Genomic DNA, 16386 nt, shown 5'->3' with positions numbered 1-16386 from the left:
GAAACGAATGGCAGGCCGCCCTAAACCTAAATAAAACAGCCCCTTCGACAAACACGGAAGGGGCTGTTTCTTGTTTAATTGAAAAGGAGATCGGTTAGATAGTTGAGTGTGGAACGAAGTCCTTTGGACTCGGACGAGGTGTTGGAAGCATCCAGCTGTTGCCAGTCGTACGGGATGGCGTTGTCAACATCCAGTTTGATTGTCGCTTTGCCTGTCCCGTCTGCATTCATCGTCAGCAGGCTGCTTTCGCCCCCCTCGGCTGAGTTCTTGGTGAATGCGATCTTCTTGCCGTCTTCCGACCAGAGCGGGCTGGATACCGCATCTTTGATTTCTTTCGTCAAATTGACCGGCAGGGATCCGTCAGCATTCATCACATATACGTCCGAGTCGCCCCGGTAGGAGCTTCCGTATACGATTTTCTTGCCATCCGGTGAAAAATGGGCGCTGTATTCGGAAGCCTCTTTGTTTTTCTTGCCCGTTAACTGTTTGACATTGGATCCATCGGCATTCATGACGAAAATGTGACTTTGACCGGTGCGGTTGGAGTGGAAGACGATTTTGGACCCGTCGGGAGACCAGTCGGGCTCTGAATTGATGACCGTTTCATCCGTGTTGGTCAGGTTGGTAAGATTTTTGCCATTCGCGTCGATCACGTAGATGTTTCCATCGCTGCGGCTGAACACGATTTTGGTTCCATCGGGAGACCAGCGGGGAGAAGAGTCATAGACGGGGAACCGGCTATGGGTCAAACGGATGGGATGTTTTCCGTCCGCTCCGGAGACATACAGGCTGTCCTGCTTGATAAACGCCAGTTTCTTGCCGTCAGGTGATACATCCACAAACATCCCGTCAGCGACCCGCGAGACTGCTGTCGTATCTTCATTCATTTTGTAAATGCCCGGATTATGTAGCGAACCGCCGCTAAAAAGAATTTGCTCGGGAACAGCCGCGTCTGCTCTGCCGGGTACCAGGAAGCTAGCAGATAAAATAAGAGCACATGCCATATGATTTGCCTTTTTCACCTAAGTGCCTCCTTTCAAAAGAGTTTGCAATAGTTATTATAAATCATTTTTGTTTATGTTTTGAGCATGTAGTTTAAAAAATTGCAAACTGTTTTTTTGAACAAAAAAACCAGCCCCAAGCTTGAGCGGGACTGGTTGAAACTGTATTTCTCACGGATGGGAAACGATCCAACGGGCTTTTCCGTTGAGGCGGAAAAAGGGAAGGGTAGCCGGAAGGATGAAAAAGTCGCCTTTCTTAAACGGGCAGGTGCATGCTCCGGTTTGAATTTCTCCCTCGCCGTCGATGACGCTGCACAGGAGATAATCGCCCGGGCGTTCCAGCTCATCCGTTTTCCCGTCAATCTTCCATTCTTGCACCGTAAAGAATGTTTCGGAGACAAATTGTTGAATCATAAGACTCCTTTGCTCAATGACAGAAGGAGTCACGGTTGATTCTTCATCCGGGACATTGGTCACCGCGATGGATTTTTCAATGTGCAGGGGGCGTTTGTTGCCTTCCGCATCGGTCCGGTCATAATCGTAAACGCGATAGGTGATGTCCGAACTCTGTTGTGTTTCCAAAATCATGATCCCTTTGCCTATGGCATGAATGGTGCCGCTTTTCACATAATAAAAATCGCCGGGTTTCACAGGTACCCGCTTCAGAAGGGCCTCCCAGTTGCCTTCATGGATCATCCGGGCCAGTTCTCCTCTGCTGGAAGCATGATGGCCGAGAATCAGCTCCGCCCCTTCTTCGCAATCGATAATGTACCAGCATTCCGTTTTGCCCAGGGGGTAGTTTTCCAGTTTCATCGCCAGTTCATCATTGGGGTGAACTTGTACGGACAAATCATCCTGGGCGTCGAGAATTTTGATGAGCAAGGGAAAATATTCCCCCGACCGGCCGGCAAACAGCTCCGGATGTTGTTGCCAGACTTGGTCCAGTGTTCTCCCTTTGAGCGGACCGTTCTTGATTGTGCTCAAGCCTTCGGGGTGACCGGAAATTCCCCAGCATTCGCCCGTGTGATCGGAGGGAATGGAAAAACCGAACTCGGTTCGCAGCTTGTTGCCGCCCCAGATTCGTTCCTTAAACACAGGTTCCAGAAAAATGGGTTCTTGGTACATCCTGGACACTCCTTTAAAAAACGGGTAAAAAGGGACCGAAGTCCCTTTTAGTCACATGGTTTGAATCAGTGAGACGATTTCATCTTTTGTTTTGGCGTGCAAGAGGGAATCACGGAAAGAATCATCCATCAGTTTGCGGGAAAGGGCCTGTAAAATCTTCAGGTGTTCATTTCCGGCCTGTTCTTCGGGTACGGCGATCATGAAAATCAACTTGGCTTTTTCACCATCCATACTGTTCCAGTCGATACCTTCCGGTTTGCGGCCGAACGCGACGCGGGGTTCGATAACACCGGCTGATTTTCCGTGCGGAATGGCGATTCCAAAGCCGATTCCCGTGGTGCCCTGTTCTTCCCTTTCATAAAGGGCTTTTACATATTCTTCGCGATTGCGGAGGGCCCCCGCCCTTTGCAGTCGATCGACCAGTTCTTCCATGACTTCATCTCTGGTAGAGCCCTTCAGATCGGGGATGATGAGATCTTCTGTCAACAAGTCTGATAATACCATATAGAAGCACTCCTTAGGAAACGGGTTTTTTCAGCAGATTGACGAGGATGGCTGTGACCAGAGTTCCAACTGCGATGGCGGCAAAAAACATCGGGACATTGCCGACTGCCTGGAACACGGCGACAATTGGGCCTCCATGGGGAACGCTGTCCGTCACCTGGCTTGCCATCGCGATGACCGATGCGGTGATAGAGCCGACCATAATGCTCGGGATGACGCGCAAGGGATCGGCGGCTGCAAACGGAATGGCCCCTTCGGTGATGCCGACCAGGCCCATGGCCAGCGCTGCTTTACCGGCTTCTCTCTCTTCTTTCTCGTATTTTTGCCTGGACAGCAGGGTGGCGAGTCCCATGCCAAGAGGAGGAGTACATATGGCCGCAGCCAAGGCACCCATGATAAAGGTTTGGCCTTCCCCGATCATGGCTGCGCCGAACATAAAGGCAACTTTGTTCACAGGACCGCCCATGTCAAAGGCAATCATCGCCCCCAGTATCATGGCCAGCAATATTTTGCTCGAGCCCTGCATGCTTTTGAGGAAGTCCGTCAAACCGGTCATCAAATCAGCAATCGGTGCACCCAGCACGTAGATGAAGAGCAGGGAGACCAATACCGATGAAACGATCGGGATGACCAAAATCGGCATAATGGGTTGAAGCATTTTCGGAACTTTCAGCGATTTGATCCATTTGGCCAGGTATCCGGCTGTAAAACCGGCGATGATTCCGCCGATAAAACCGGCTCCCGCTTCACTTCCGTAAAAACTGCCGTTGGCGGCGATATATCCGCCGATCAGACCCGGTGCCAATCCCGGGCGATCAGCAATATTGTAAGCGATAAATCCGGATAAAATCGGTACCATGAATAAGAAGGAAGCTTCACCCACTTTTAAGAGCGGGTACCAGAAGGAGTTTTCCGGCACCATTAAGCCTTTGGCGGTAGGTTCACCACCGATTCCGAGCGCGAGCGCGATTAACAGGCCCCCGATGACGACAAACGGGATCATGTAGGAAACGCCGTTCATCAAGGAGCGGTAAACCGGATGTTGAGAGCGTGGTTGCCGTGGAGAGAATTCTGTCTTCTCTTCTTTATTGCCTGCGGAAACAGGTGGATAGACAGGGACATTCCCTTCTTTAAATGCCAGGATCAGTTCTTGCGGTTTTTTGATGGCATCGGCAACCGAACATTCCAGAACCGGCTTTCCCACAAAGCGTTCTTTATCGATTCCTTTGTCCGTTGCCAGTATAATTCCGTCGGCTGCGGCGATCTCGTCCGGGGTCAGCACATTTTCCGCACCGATCGATCCCTGTGTTTCCACTTTGATTTCAATACCGAGCTGTTTTGCGGTCCGTTCCAGTTTTTCCGCGGCCATATACGTATGAGCGATCCCCGCGGGACAAGCGGTTACGGCTAAAAGTTTCATGGATTGGTTACACCTCTTTCGTTTGCAGGGTCCGGATAAAATCATCCGCTTGGTTCTGTTGGAGCAGTAGATGGAGGCGGGCCTCATCTTCAACCAGATCAGCCAGTTCTTCAAAAAACGGCTTCATCTTCTCTTTATCCGAAAGGGAACAGGCGATCATCCATACCAGGGATACTTGATCATCCCCCCACGAAACGGGGGAATCGAGCCGTGCCACTGCCAGTGCTGATTTTTTTACCAATGAATAAGGGGCATGCGGAATGGCGATTCCTCCGCCAATCGCCGTGCTGGATATCCGTTCGCGTTCCAGGGCGCTGAGTTTGTACCCGGGTTCGACATACCCGCGTTCTGCCAGTTGGTCGGCCAGAAAGGAAATCAGATCCGCCCGGTTTTTCGCGTTTACGTCTAAGAATATGAGTTCGCGTTTCAGCATTGCGAGCAGCGTCGGATAGAAGCTTTCGTTGTCCTGCTTTGAAGATGGTTGACGGATGAGTGATTCGATCAGTTCCTGCTCTTCTTTGCCGATGATCGGTGTGACCAGTGCGGAGGGCACACCGGGAATTTGAATCGGAACGGTACTGATGATGAAATTCGGCTGCCAGTGTTGGACCGCTTTTACCGCTTCATAGGTGGAAACCGTGTCAACGATGCGCACAGATGGAAAGAGGCGCCTGATTTTGGCGGCCAAAAGCTGTGACGTTCCCAGACCGGTCGTGCAGACCAGGAGTACCTTTTTTTCTTCCTGTTGCTCGTTCATTCTCTCCAGAGCTGCTTGAAAGTGAAGGGTGAGGTATGCGGCTTCTTCTTCCGGGAACTGAAGTTTCAAATCTTGCTCCAATGGCGGCAACACCGATAAGATTGTTTCAAACATATAGCGGTAGGTCTCTTTGATTTGGCCGAGCAGCGGATTAGAAAGGCGCAACCCGTGCCGGAGGCGGTTGAGTGCAGAATGCAGATGCAGGGCCAGACCAAGCGTTAAAGTTTGATCTTGATCTAGCGGAAGCTCGAGCAGATGAGAAACCGTCCCGATCAATCTTCGGGTCACGTCCAGGGCTTCCTCGTCCACCTGTTCCAGGGAGTGCTCGATCTCTTCGCCGCTCTCCCGGGAGCTTTGCCTCACTTTGGCTCCCATGAAGTGGATGGTGAGATACCCCAGTTCGGATTCGGGGATTTTGACGGCAAAAGCTTTTTCCAAATCATGAGCCAGTTCCCGGGCGAAGCGGTATTCGGGCTTGCTTTTCAACCTGTTGAGTTCAGCCGGGTTGATGGCGATGGTTTTTCTTTGTTTGATCCGCTTGAGGGCAATGGCGATGTGGATGACCAGATTGGTGAACGCCTCTTCACTGAACGGATGGGGCAAAGACCGTTCGATCATCCGAACCCGGTGTTCAATGGTGGGAAGCTCCGGAAAATCGAACACGGCCTGATCCAGCCACTGGCTTGTGGGAAAAGGAGAGCGGGCCAGTTGTTCGGTGATGTCAGAGAGTGCGAGACGCCAGTTTTTTTCATCTCCCGCCACCTGAACGCCCAGGTTGGATTTGCGCACTAATTGAAGTCCATGCTGAGCCAGCCACTTCTCGACTTCAATCAGATCCGCATAAATGGAAGCTTGGCTCACATAAAAGAGGGTTGCCAGTTGCCGGATGGTCACCGGTTGGTCTGCCTGGAGCAGGTAGCGGATGATTTGCAGTTTTCGCATCTGCGGATCGTCAAAGGAATGTGCGGGCCTGGAAACTTGTTGCAGTTGTTGTAGCGCCCGCCTTTTTTCTTCTTCTGTTCCCGAGATGTACACACCGACACCGGGCCTTCGGATCAGCTTCAGCTCTCCCTCCACTTGCAGCCACTTGGATATTTCTTGCAGGTCGTTGCGGACCGTTTTTTCCGAAACGCGAAATTTCTTGGCTACATCATGTCCCGAAGTAATTCTGTTGGTTTTTAACAAATATTGAAGAATGTTGATCTTGCGTTCGTCTAACAAAGCTATCATCACCACTTCACTTACAGCGGAAAGCGCTTTCCGAATTCTAGTATAACAAGGATGCTCGTCTTCGTTTTTTAGATTTGTTTCCGCAATATGCGGTAGTATGCTGAAACCATAGAAGAACCAACCGTTCGGGTGAATCGCCCGGTTGGTTCTTCCCCTATAACTTTACCTTACTTTTCGTCCCGATTCCTGATATACGGAGTTGTTTGGCAGATCCGGCTGGCGACCATCGGTTCCGAAAAGGCCTGCCAACGGGTGTACAAAAAGTGATATCATCTAATATCCGATTCGATCTTCACGGGTTCCACGTACAGCTGAGTCAATACTCCATGTGTCAGGAAATCCCAGGCCTTTGGTCGGGTGCACGCAGAATCCCGTCAGCCGTTAAAATCGGCACTTCTCTCCTTTCCTTTTTCAACGTAAAAGAATTCAGAGCCGATCGGGTGGTTGTTCCCTGCGGCTCTGATTGCGGATTTTGATTTCACGGCTTGCTGTAACCGTTGGTCATCGCTGATCTTCTTGTTTGGGAACAAAAGAGATGGCGATCAGAGAAATCATTCCGGTAAGAACAATATACAACGCTACCGGTACCCAGGAATGGTTGTATGTCTCCAGCAGGGCCGTGGCGATCAACGGAGCGGTTCCGCCCGCAATCGCAGCACCAAGCTGATAGCCGAGCGTCACGCCCGTGTAACGAACATGGGTGGTAAAAATCTCAGAAAAGAGCGTGCCGAGAACGGCGGTGACAGGTGCCCACAGAATTCCCAGCCCGATGACGGTCGCGATGATGAGCAAGAAAGGCGATTTTGTCGATAACAGATAGAAATAGGGAATGGCATATAATATGATCGCAACTGTTCCCCAGACATAGAGAGGCTTCCGTCCAACCCGGTCGGACCACTTGCCCATGAGCGGGATGGCAAGGGTTGCGACCAGTGTGGCAATGGTCACCGCATTCAATACGGTTGTTTTGGGGAAGCCCAGCTGGCTGGTTCCGTAAGAGATGATAAACGTGGAGAAAATGTAGAACGGACCTGTTTCCACCACTTTGCCGCCCACTGCCAGCAAGACGGATTTCCATTGATAACGAAGCGTTTCAAACAGAGGAACCCTGGCGATTTTTCCGCTCTTTTGCGCTTCTTTAAATTCAGGCGTTTCGTCAATCCCGTTCCGGATCCACAGTCCGATGAATACCAGAACGGCGCTCAAAATAAACGGAATCCGCCAACCCCAGGCCATAAACTGGTTGTCCGGAAGCCGGGACATCAGGCTGATGGACAGGGTCCCGAGCAACATCCCGATGGTCACCCCCATCTGGGGCACGCTTCCGAAAAAGCCTTTCCGTTCTTTGGAGGAGTATTCCACGGCTAGCAACAAGGCGCCGCCCCATTCGCCGCCGATCCCCAGACCCTGGATCAGGCGCAGGATCGTAAGCAGGATGGGGGCCCACACACCAATCGTGTTGTAATCAGGGAGCAAGCCGATGCAAACGGTTGCAATACCCATCAGCGAAAGAGTGAGGACCAGTGTTTTCTTGCGCCCGATTTTATCACCGATATGGCTGAAAATAATTCCGCCGAGCGGCCGGAAGAAAAATGGAATACCGAAGGAAGCATAAGATAAGAGCAGTCCGACAACCGGATCAAAATGGGGGAAAAAGAGCTGGTTAAATACGAGCGAGGCGACGGTTCCATAAAGGAAAAAATCATACCACTCGATGGAACTGCCGATCAGACTGGCCATCAATACTTTGGTTTCCTGCTTTTTCATGTTTCTTAAAACAACCTCCTTTTTCCAATGATGAAATAGAATCAAAGATATACTATACATTCGGGATAAAAATCTTTTTACCTGCCAACGGTTTTATTAGTTTAAATTATAAAATACTATTTTTGATAAAAAATATCCGGACCGGTTTTGCCGCGGAATTGAATTGATTTCCTCCGGCTCATCGGCTAGACTGTGTACAGACGGATTGAATAAAGGAGGAACGCTCCAAACAGGCCATTTGTTTGGAACGGCTGATCGATGATGAAGATCCATGTAACGGGAGTCGATCCCGCTTTTTATCGCGATATAGAACTCATTGCCGGGTTGTTCATGGAAGAAGTCAAGGTGTCGGACGAACCGGATGGGGCCGATTTGCTGTTGCAGTTTAACGTGGAGGATGGCCGGCCCGTCCGAGCCCGGGTGACGATGACGGAGCCCGGCGGGAGCCGGGTGTGGCGGGCCGAGCACCAGCGGGAAGTGAAGCCGGATGAGCAAGGAAAAGAATATCGCAAACGGGTGAAGCAGGCGGTCAGTCACGTGCTGCTTTCCGTACTGCAGGAATCGACCGGCATCATTCAACCCTGGGGGATTTTGACGGGGGTGCGCCCGACCAAGCTGCTGCATACCCTGTTGTTGGCTGGAAAGTCGATGGATGAAGCGGAGCAAATTTTGTTGCGCGATTACCAGCTCCGCCCCGAGAAAGTGGAGTTGCTCAAAGAAATTGTGCATCGCCAGACTGCGGTTTTGCCGGACTTGTATGAGCTGGACAAAGAGGTCAGCCTGTATATCGGGATCCCGTTCTGCCCGACCAAATGCGCTTACTGCACATTCCCTGCCTACGCGATTCAGGGACGGACCGGATCGGTGGAACAGTTTCTGGCCGGCCTTCATGAAGAGATCGATGCAGTCGGAGCCTGGTTGAAGCAGCGCAATCTGCCGGTGACAACCATTTACTTCGGCGGCGGAACACCCACCTCCATCACGGCAGAACAGATGGAAACGCTGTTTGAACGGATGAAAAAATCGATTCCTTTCTATGAGCAAGTGCGAGAGTTCACCGTTGAAGCAGGCCGCCCCGACACGCTGACGGAAGAGAAACTGGATTTGCTGAAGCGCTGGAAGGTAGACCGGATCAGCATCAATCCGCAAAGCTTCAAAGAGGAAACGTTAAAGCTGATCGGCCGCCATCACACCGTACAGGAAACGCTGGAAAAATATCAGCTGGCCCGGCAGATGGGGCTGAACAACATCAATATGGACCTGATTATCGGATTGCCGGGTGAAGGCATCGAAACCTTCCGGCAAACGCTTGATGTCATGAAAGAGCTGAGACCCGAGTCTCTCACGGTGCATACCCTTTCTTTTAAGCGGGGCTCGATCATGACCCAAAACAAAGAAAAGTACAGGGTGGCCGGCCGGGATGAGACAGGCGAAATGGTCCGTCTCGCCCGCGAGTGGGCCAAGGAAATGGGATATGTCCCGTACTACCTGTACCGCCAGAAAAACATCCTCGGCAACCAGGAAAACGTAGGTTACGCTTTCCCGGGAGAAGAAAGCCTGTACAACATTGTCATCATGGAAGAGCGGCAGACCATTATCGGCCTCGGTTGCGGCGCCGTCAGCAAAATTATCTCCCCGGTTACCGGCCGCATCAACCGCTGGCCGAATCCAAAGGAACCGCAAGCCTATATCAACACCTATCGCCAGCAAATCGCCGATAAACTGAAAGCACTGGATGAAGCTTACGGAGTCGGGGAATACAGCCGCATCGGCTGAAGGCCGTGAGAAGGTACTTTCATGAACCGAAAGTACCTTTCTTTTTTTTGCGTGTTTGTCAGCAGGAAGTCGTCATCGATGGGATGCCGGTGAAAGAGCCGGCGTGCAAAGAAAAAGAGAAAGGCATAAACAACTCCGAACAATAAATGAGGCAGTCGAAGTCCAAAGTCACGATCCATCCACCATTCCCCTATATGAACCAAAAAGCCGCCGAACAGCATCCCAAGAGAGCTGACTCCCCAGGACAACACAATGGCTGCTCAATCCCACCAGACCTAAGGACCATCCAACTGTAGCCAGGGAGGCCAGCATGGCTGTTGTCGGTCCCAGCGAGTTTTTTAGCCTAGCTGCGCATTGGCTGCCGAATATGCTTCCTGCTGCTGCGACCGATAGCAAGATTCCGAACCCGAATGAATCCAGACGCAGGATTTCCTGTACAAACAGGACTTGGACAGCCAGCTGGAACTGTGCAGATGGGCTGATCGCGTGGCCGAAGACGCCGAGTGAAACAGCCACTCCGCTTCCACAGGCGGGAATCATGCAACATGAACAGAGCTGGTTGAATGGGACACATGGGCCGGAAGCCGCAATTTCGAATCCTCAGGGACGTCCGTCATCTGTTTTTATGAGGATCTTGGCGATTCGCATGGCGGTTGAACGGTCCTCTATCTTTTTAAAATATAATCATGAATCTTGCTCATTCTGTTGATCCCTCTGTCGAACGATAAAAAATACAACTTGAAGAATTACAGTTTTTTAGGATACAATCATTTCGAAAAGTGATTGAAAAGTGAATATTGAGTGGGAAAAGGTGGAGTGCGGATGTTGCACTCCCGAAAGAGGGAAGTCCGGTGTAAGTCCGGCGCGGTCCCGCCACTGTGAATGGGGAGTCGGGTTCCGGTCACTGTCTGAACGACGGGAAGGCCGGGGCGAATGATGACGATGATCCATAAGCCAGGAGACCTGCCTTTTCTGACAGCACCGTTTGACCTACGAGGATAGGGAGGTGCTTATAGCGGCATGGAATGCTGTGTCTCTTGGCCTGTGGATATACTGTCGCTCTCTGTGTTTGCGTGTGAACGGGCGGATGGATCCGCCACAGGCAGCTGGTGGCATGTCAATGCAGGTGTTTTCTGTCCGCATATAAGCACTTTTCTGCTCTTCGTAGCGGGAAGTGCTTTTTATATTGCTCAAAAAGGGAGGAAAGGTATGCGGGTCAAGATTGTCGCTTTTCTCTTGTGTATGGGGATCGGACTGCTTTCACCAAGTGGCGTCTGGTCCCATGAAGGTCACCATCACGGAAAAGTGGTTCCACTGGAACAAGCCGTTCCCGACAAACATCTGGTTCAGGTGGAAGTACCGGTGAAAGGAGCGGAGGGATCACCGGTTCGGGTTAAAATGTTTGCCCCGCCTGCGAACTTCTTTCCTTCCACTGACTTTCCGGTTGTGGAAGGAACGCAGCTGTTGGACGGAACGTTCAGGATTCGTGACGGGAAAATAAGTTTTCAGTATCTCTTTCCCATTCGCGGAACCTACCGTCTGGTGATCGAGGGAATGGGGCCCAAGCGGTTGATGGAGCTGGACATTGAGGAAAACCCTGATGAGATGAGAAATGCAGGGATGCTGATCAGCGGTTTAGCCCTGTTTGGTTTTGGCTGCGGTTATTTCTTGACCAAGTGGAGGAGAAGGGCGGATGAAGCAATTTAGTGGACTGGGATTGGCGGTGATCTTTTTCTTTTGTTTTCCCCTGATCGCCGGGGCGGCTGAAAAGTGGGAATGGCAATGGGATCACCGGGAGCAGAGAGTGGTCGTGGGCAAAATGGCCCGTTTTTCCGGGAATATTCTCGAAAACGGGAAACAGCCGGACGAGCCGTTGGAAATCGTGATCACCGCTTTCAGCAAAGAGAGCGGGGCGCCCATTTTCCGGGCGAAGTCTCCGGTCGAAAAGGGTGAATTTCAATTTTATTTCCAGTTTTACGACGGCTCTCCTCATCTAGTGCGTTTGGAAGCCTTTCGAGCCGAAAGCCGGACGCCTCTGTCGACGGTGGAAACAGAGGTTGAGGTGACGGCGGTTTCGCCGCCCGGCGCGGTTCAGGTCAAAGCGTTGGCTTTCTTGTTGTTGATCACTTTTGCCGGGATGATGGCCGGTGTCGGCTGGGTCCTGTTCAGGGAGCGAAAGGCTGCGAAAAGGGGGAATTCCGATGTCTTACCAAGTGCAACATGAACAAAAGCATGTGCGGAAATACCGGTTTTTAACGTTGCCGGTTCAGCTGGCCGTCGTTTTGGTCGCGGTCGGAGTTGTCCTGTACACCCTCTTGTTTTCCTCTTATCCTCCCGTTCACGATGCGATGCATGAACTCAGGCACGGGCTGATGTTTATCCCTTGCCACTAAAGGATGAAAAAAAACGATGTGGGAGAATTGGACGTTTGACCTTCATGCCCGTGTGCTCTGCTGGCTGGCCAGCCGAAGGGATGCGCGGCTCGTCATCTGGTATGTCCGCTTTTTGACCCGTCAGTTGGATCGCATTTCCGAATCTCCTTACCCGCTGGTGGAGCGGTGGGCCAAATCGGAGCACTGGATTTTGCGGTTTGTTGCCGGGAGGGAATGCCACCGTTGCTATCCGGAACAACCGGCAGAGACGAGCCGGATCCTTTATCAGCTGGCCGGTGACCCGCAGTTCCGCGTACGTGAGGGGGCTGCCTGGGGGGGAGTTTCCATCTTGCGGGACGATTTTGCTGATGCGTGGGAATGGCTGTCTGCGTGGGCGTCTGACTCGAAAGCCGAAGTCCGGCAAACGCTGGCGATGATGTTGCTTCCATTTGCCAACCGGCAGGAGATCCCGCCGGTTGCCGGGCAGGCGGTCCGCCGGTTGCAAGCTGATTCCGATCCAAGAGTACGCATCATTACGTCACGCTGGAAATTATCGGGGGGAGGTGGGGGAAATGGCAGAGAGAGTATGGTTCCAGCGGGCGGGAGAGGAAGAGACGTTTGTCACCCCTTGGAACACAACAGCGGAGATCCCGTTGCCGGAACGGCTGATCGACCAAGTGATCGGACAAGACCGGGCGGTTGAGATCGTTCGTCTGGCCGCCCGGCAGCGCCGTTCCGTCTTGCTGCTCGGCGAACCGGGGACCGGGAAAAGCATGCTGGGCAGGGCGATGACTGAATGGGTTTCTCCTCTTCCTCCTGTGGATGTCTTGCTGTTCCCGGGCGGGCAAAATCGGTATACGATCCCTGTGCGGACGGTTCCGGCCGGTGAAGGGAGCGCGGCCGTCCGGCGGGCAGGCAAGCTCGGCCGCCAGCAGAGGTTGGCCCGGCGGTTGTTGCTGGGTTTGCTGATGGTTGCGATCTTCGTTGTTGCCGGATTTACCAGCTGGAAAGAAAAGGAGCCCCTCTATCTGGCGACGGGATTGTCATTGGCCCTGTTTCTCTTTTGGCTGGGGAGCCGCCGGGACCCGCTACAGACGGCTGCGGAACCGCGATTACTGATTGACCGCTCAAAGGGTGAACCGGTCCCGTTTGTCGATGCAACCGGCCTTCACGCGGGTGGGCTCTTGGGAGATGTGCGCCATGATCCCTATCAGTCGGGCAAATGGGCTGCCTCCCCGCAGTCATTGGTGGAGCCGGGTGCGATTCATCTGGCACATGGCGGAGTGCTCTTCATTGATGAGCTGGCGACGCTGGATCAGGAGACCCAGCAACGCCTGCTTACCGCATTTCAGGAAAAAGAGCTGACCATTTCAGGACGCCAGGCCGGTTCGAGCGGATCGATGGTGCGAACGGAGCCGGTTCCGTGCGATTTTGTGCTGGTCGTGGCCGGCAATCTTCCGGATTTGGAGAAATTGCATCCCGCTCTCCGTTCCCGCATCCGTGGTTACGGTTATGAGATTGTGATGGCTGATTCGATGGAAGACAATCCGGCAAACCGCGAAAAACTGGCCCGGTTTATCGCGCAGGAAGTAGAGAAAGACGGGCGCATTCCCCATTTCACGAGAGAAGCGGCGGAAATGGTGGTGGAACACGCCCGCGGTTTGGCGGGAAAACCGCATTCGTTGACGACCCGCTTCCGCGAATTGGGCGGATTGGTACGTGCGGCGGGAGATGTGGCGGCTGCGGAAGGCGAAGACCTGGTACTCCCTGTCCATGTGGAAAAGGCCATGGTGATGGTTTGGACCGTGGAAGAACAACTTCAGACGGCAAAGAGGACGATGAGAAAGGCGGTGGGGAAAGAGTGAGCAAAAAAGGGAAGCTGCTGATTGTCGGTTTTGGTCCCGGCCACTTTGCCCATATCACGGAACGGGCGCGTCAGGCGATTCAGGAAAGCGAAGTGATCGTCGGTTACAACACTTACGTGGATCTCATCCGGGAAATCCTTACCGATCAGGAAATTGTGCGCACGGGGATGACCGAAGAGGTGAGCCGGGCCCAGGAAGCGGTCCGCCGGGCAGAGCAAGGAAAAACCGTGGCCGTGATCTCCAGCGGGGATGCGGGTCTGTACGGGATGGCGGGACTCGTCTACGAGGTGCTGATTGAAAAAGGATGGCGTCCCGGAAGCGGTGTTGAAGTGGAAGTGATCCCCGGGATTTCGGCGATCCACTCCTGTGCTTCCTTGCTGGGCTCACCCGTGATGCATGACGCCTGCACCATCAGTTTGAGCGATCATCTTACCCCCTGGGAGACGATTGCCAAACGGATCGAAGCAGCGGCAGCGGCTGATTTTGTCATTGCATTGTACAATCCGAAGAGCGGGCGTCGCACCCGGCAGATTGTGGAAACCCAGCGCATCTTGCTGAAATACCGCTCCCCCGAAACGCCGGTCGGCCTGGTCAAGAGCGCCTATCGGGAGCGTCAGAACATCGTTTTAACCACTCTGGCAGAGATGTTGAATCACGAGATCGGAATGTTGACCACTGTGATCATCGGCAATTCCACCACATTTGTTTATGAGGGATTGATGATTACCCCCCGCGGTTACCAGCGCAAATATACGCTCAGCAAAGAGGTGCAGGATCTGAAGCCGCACCAGCGCCTGCAGGTGGAGGCAGAGCCCTGGTCTTTGAATGCACTGGAAAGGATGCAGGAACACAAGGAAACCCCCAAGATGACTTCAACTGAGGTCGTGGACGAAGAAACTGCCCATCCCGTCCAACTGGCGGAAGAAGCGCTCGCTGTTTTGCAGGCCAAAGGACTGGCTGCCACCCGCATCGATTCTATGCCGGCCGGAATACCGGTTTCTATCCTTGAAGTGGCGGTTTCTCCCGGTATCGCCAACAAAAAAATCACTCCGGAGCAGCTCGTCTTGTTGGCGGAAATCGCCGGAGACCAGGGGGAAATCGAGTATACGCCGCATCATCAGCTCATTTTACGCGTCCCCACCGATCAGCCCGGGCAGGTGGCGGACCGTCTGGCGGCAGCGGGAATGCTGCTCAGCCCTGTCGGCGATGTGGTCCAATTGAAAGCTTGTGACTTTTGCGATGGAGACAAGGGAGAAGCCATTCCCTATGCGGAGGAACTCCACCGCCGGCTAAGCGGGCTTCAGGTCCCCAAAGAGTTGAAAATCGGGTTTAACGGTTGCGCCATGGCCTGTTACGGAGCTGTGACGGAGGAAATCGGGATCGTCTACCGCCGCGGGACCTTTGATTTGTTTTTGGGCGGAAAGAACATCGGGCGAAATGCCCATCCGGCCCAACGGGTTGCCGAAGGAATTCCGCCTGAGCAACTGATCGGGGCGGTGGAACAAGTGGTCCGGGAATATGCGGCCCAGGGGCATCCCAATGAACGGTTCAACAAATTTTTTAAAAGAGTCAAAGAAGTGGCTGGTTTTATGTATTCAGACGAAGGGAAACCCGTCGTCGCCGAACTCGCTTGCGGGGATTGAACATGTTAACAAGGAACAGGAGGAATGGGGTTGAACGCGATCCTTTTTGTCGGCCATGGCAGCCGGGACCCGGAAGGAAATGAAGAATTGCTTCGCTTTACGCAAAAAGTGGCGCAACTCATCGATGCGCCGATCAAAGAAACTTGCTTTTTGGAACTGGCTTTGCCCGATATTCCGCAGGGCATTGCCAGGTGTGTGGATCGGGGAGCCACCCGCATTGCGCTGATTCCTTTGATGCTGTTTGCCGCCGGACATGCCAAAATTCACATTCCTTTGGCCATCCGTGAAGCGCAGGAGAAATATCCGCACGTCCGGTTTGCCTACGGCCGTCCCATTGAAGTGGACGAAGCCGTACTGGATATTTTGGAGCAGCGGCTCCTCTCCACCCGGCCGGGTAAACCGGAGGAAACGGCGATTCTCATCGTCGGCCGCGGTTCGAGCGACCCGTTCGCCAACAGCGACTTATATAAAATCGCCCGGATGTTTTGGGAGCGAACCCGTTATAAATGGGTGGAAGTGTCGTTTATCGGAGTGACGGAACCATTGTTTGACGAAGGAATGGACCGCTGCCTCCGGCTGGGGGCCAAAAGGGTGGTCATTTTGCCGTATTTTCTGTTTACCGGCGTACTCATCAAGCGCATGCAAACCAAATTGGGCCATTTTCAGGAACGTTATCCCGGGATCTGTTTCCATATGTGCCGTTATCTCGGCTTTGACGACCGGTTAATTCCGATCATCCGGCAGAGAGTGCTAGAAGCGGAGCGGGCAGGCGGGCTGGCATGGGAAGCGTTGGCGGAACAAGCATTGGCGGAAGGGCATGATCATCATCACCATCATCATGATCATCATCCACACGGGCATCACCATCATCATGACGATCATTCAGCCGATTCCAACGCTGTCCGCATTAAAAAATAGAGAGGAGA

14 protein-coding genes, 1 pseudogene and 1 riboswitch are annotated in these 16386 nt (G+C 52.9%); of the genes and pseudogenes, 8 read left to right on the top strand and 7 right to left on the bottom strand.

Features of this window, described 5'->3' with window-relative positions:
- Positions 1-74: 74 nt before the first annotated feature.
- The 5 genes and pseudogenes from BMW55_RS08085 to BMW55_RS08065 form a co-directional block, all read right to left on the bottom strand.
- Positions 75-1022: a TolB family protein gene (locus tag BMW55_RS08085; RefSeq protein WP_089967155.1), complete on the bottom strand. Its 948-nt coding sequence runs from the start codon at positions 1020-1022 to the stop codon at positions 75-77.
- A gap of 150 nt (positions 1023-1172) precedes the next feature.
- Positions 1173-2126 carry a mannose-6-phosphate isomerase, class I gene (manA, locus tag BMW55_RS08080; RefSeq protein ID WP_089967153.1) on the bottom strand — a complete coding sequence of 318 codons (954 nt, stop codon included), beginning with the start codon at positions 2124-2126 and terminating at the stop codon, positions 1173-1175.
- Positions 2127-2177: 51 nt separating this feature from the next.
- Positions 2178-4050, bottom strand: a pseudogene (locus BMW55_RS08075) (fructose-specific PTS transporter subunit EIIC).
- A 7-nt stretch (positions 4051-4057) separates the two neighbouring features.
- Positions 4058-6040, bottom strand: a complete 1983-nt coding sequence (locus BMW55_RS08070; protein WP_342027743.1) for a BglG family transcription antiterminator — start codon at positions 6038-6040, stop codon at positions 4058-4060.
- A 498-nt stretch (positions 6041-6538) separates the two neighbouring features.
- Positions 6539-7804 carry an MFS transporter gene (locus BMW55_RS08065; protein WP_089967149.1) on the bottom strand — a complete coding sequence of 422 codons (1266 nt, stop codon included), beginning with the start codon at positions 7802-7804 and terminating at the stop codon, positions 6539-6541.
- A 261-nt stretch (positions 7805-8065) separates the two neighbouring features.
- On the opposite strand from BMW55_RS08065, the gene BMW55_RS08060 reads away from it, so the two are divergent.
- A complete protein-coding gene (locus BMW55_RS08060) occupies positions 8066-9580 on the top strand; it encodes a coproporphyrinogen III oxidase (protein ID WP_170839832.1) in 1515 nt (504 codons plus the stop codon).
- On the opposite strand, the gene BMW55_RS08055 is transcribed toward BMW55_RS08060, so the two are convergent.
- Together BMW55_RS08055 and BMW55_RS18990 are read right to left on the bottom strand one after the other, a co-directional pair.
- A complete protein-coding gene (locus tag BMW55_RS08055) occupies positions 9547-9759 on the bottom strand; it encodes a hypothetical protein (RefSeq protein WP_139179468.1) in 213 nt (70 codons plus the stop codon). The genes BMW55_RS08060 and BMW55_RS08055 overlap by 34 nt on opposite strands.
- A complete protein-coding gene (locus BMW55_RS18990; protein ID WP_139179467.1) occupies positions 9749-10096 on the bottom strand; it encodes an MFS transporter in 348 nt (115 codons plus the stop codon). Before BMW55_RS18990 ends, BMW55_RS08055 begins: the two co-directional genes overlap by 11 nt.
- A 276-nt stretch (positions 10097-10372) precedes the next feature.
- Positions 10373-10565, top strand: a riboswitch (cobalamin riboswitch).
- Between the two features lie 224 nt (positions 10566-10789).
- On the opposite strand from BMW55_RS18990, the gene BMW55_RS08045 reads away from it, so the two are divergent.
- The 7 genes from BMW55_RS08045 to BMW55_RS08020 are packed head-to-tail and all read left to right on the top strand — an operon-like array spanning position 10790 to position 16378.
- On the top strand, positions 10790-11287 hold the full coding sequence (locus BMW55_RS08045) for a hypothetical protein (protein ID WP_089967139.1): 498 nt from the start codon (positions 10790-10792) through the stop codon (positions 11285-11287).
- The gene (locus BMW55_RS08040) at positions 11274-11804 is read left to right on the top strand and encodes a hypothetical protein (RefSeq protein ID WP_089967137.1); all 531 of its coding nucleotides are present in this window, start codon (positions 11274-11276) and stop codon (positions 11802-11804) included. Before BMW55_RS08045 ends, BMW55_RS08040 begins: the two co-directional genes overlap by 14 nt.
- Positions 11782-11973 (top strand): CbtB domain-containing protein, encoded by a 192-nt coding sequence (locus BMW55_RS08035; protein WP_089967135.1) that lies wholly within the window; start codon positions 11782-11784, stop codon positions 11971-11973. The genes BMW55_RS08040 and BMW55_RS08035 overlap by 23 nt, the downstream gene beginning before the upstream one ends.
- Before the next feature lie 16 nt (positions 11974-11989).
- A complete protein-coding gene (locus BMW55_RS19665) occupies positions 11990-12655 on the top strand; it encodes a hypothetical protein (RefSeq protein WP_244527490.1) in 666 nt (221 codons plus the stop codon).
- Complete coding sequence (locus BMW55_RS08030; RefSeq protein ID WP_244527504.1) at positions 12630-13817, top strand: ATP-binding protein; 1188 nt, start codon at positions 12630-12632, stop codon at positions 13815-13817. Before BMW55_RS19665 ends, BMW55_RS08030 begins: the two co-directional genes overlap by 26 nt.
- Positions 13814-15460, top strand: coding sequence for a precorrin-3B C(17)-methyltransferase (gene cobJ / locus BMW55_RS08025; RefSeq protein WP_089967131.1), 1647 nt, complete (start codon positions 13814-13816; stop codon positions 15458-15460). The genes BMW55_RS08030 and cobJ overlap by 4 nt, the downstream gene beginning before the upstream one ends.
- A gap of 30 nt (positions 15461-15490) precedes the next feature.
- The gene (locus BMW55_RS08020; RefSeq protein ID WP_089967129.1) at positions 15491-16378 is read left to right on the top strand and encodes a sirohydrochlorin chelatase; all 888 of its coding nucleotides are present in this window, start codon (positions 15491-15493) and stop codon (positions 16376-16378) included.
- Positions 16379-16386: the final 8 nt, after the last annotated feature.

Source organism: Lihuaxuella thermophila, from assembly GCF_900110165.1.
Classification (GTDB): Bacteria; Bacillota; Bacilli; order Thermoactinomycetales; family Thermoactinomycetaceae; genus Lihuaxuella; species Lihuaxuella thermophila.
This window is presented reverse-complemented; position numbering and strand designations above follow the sequence as displayed.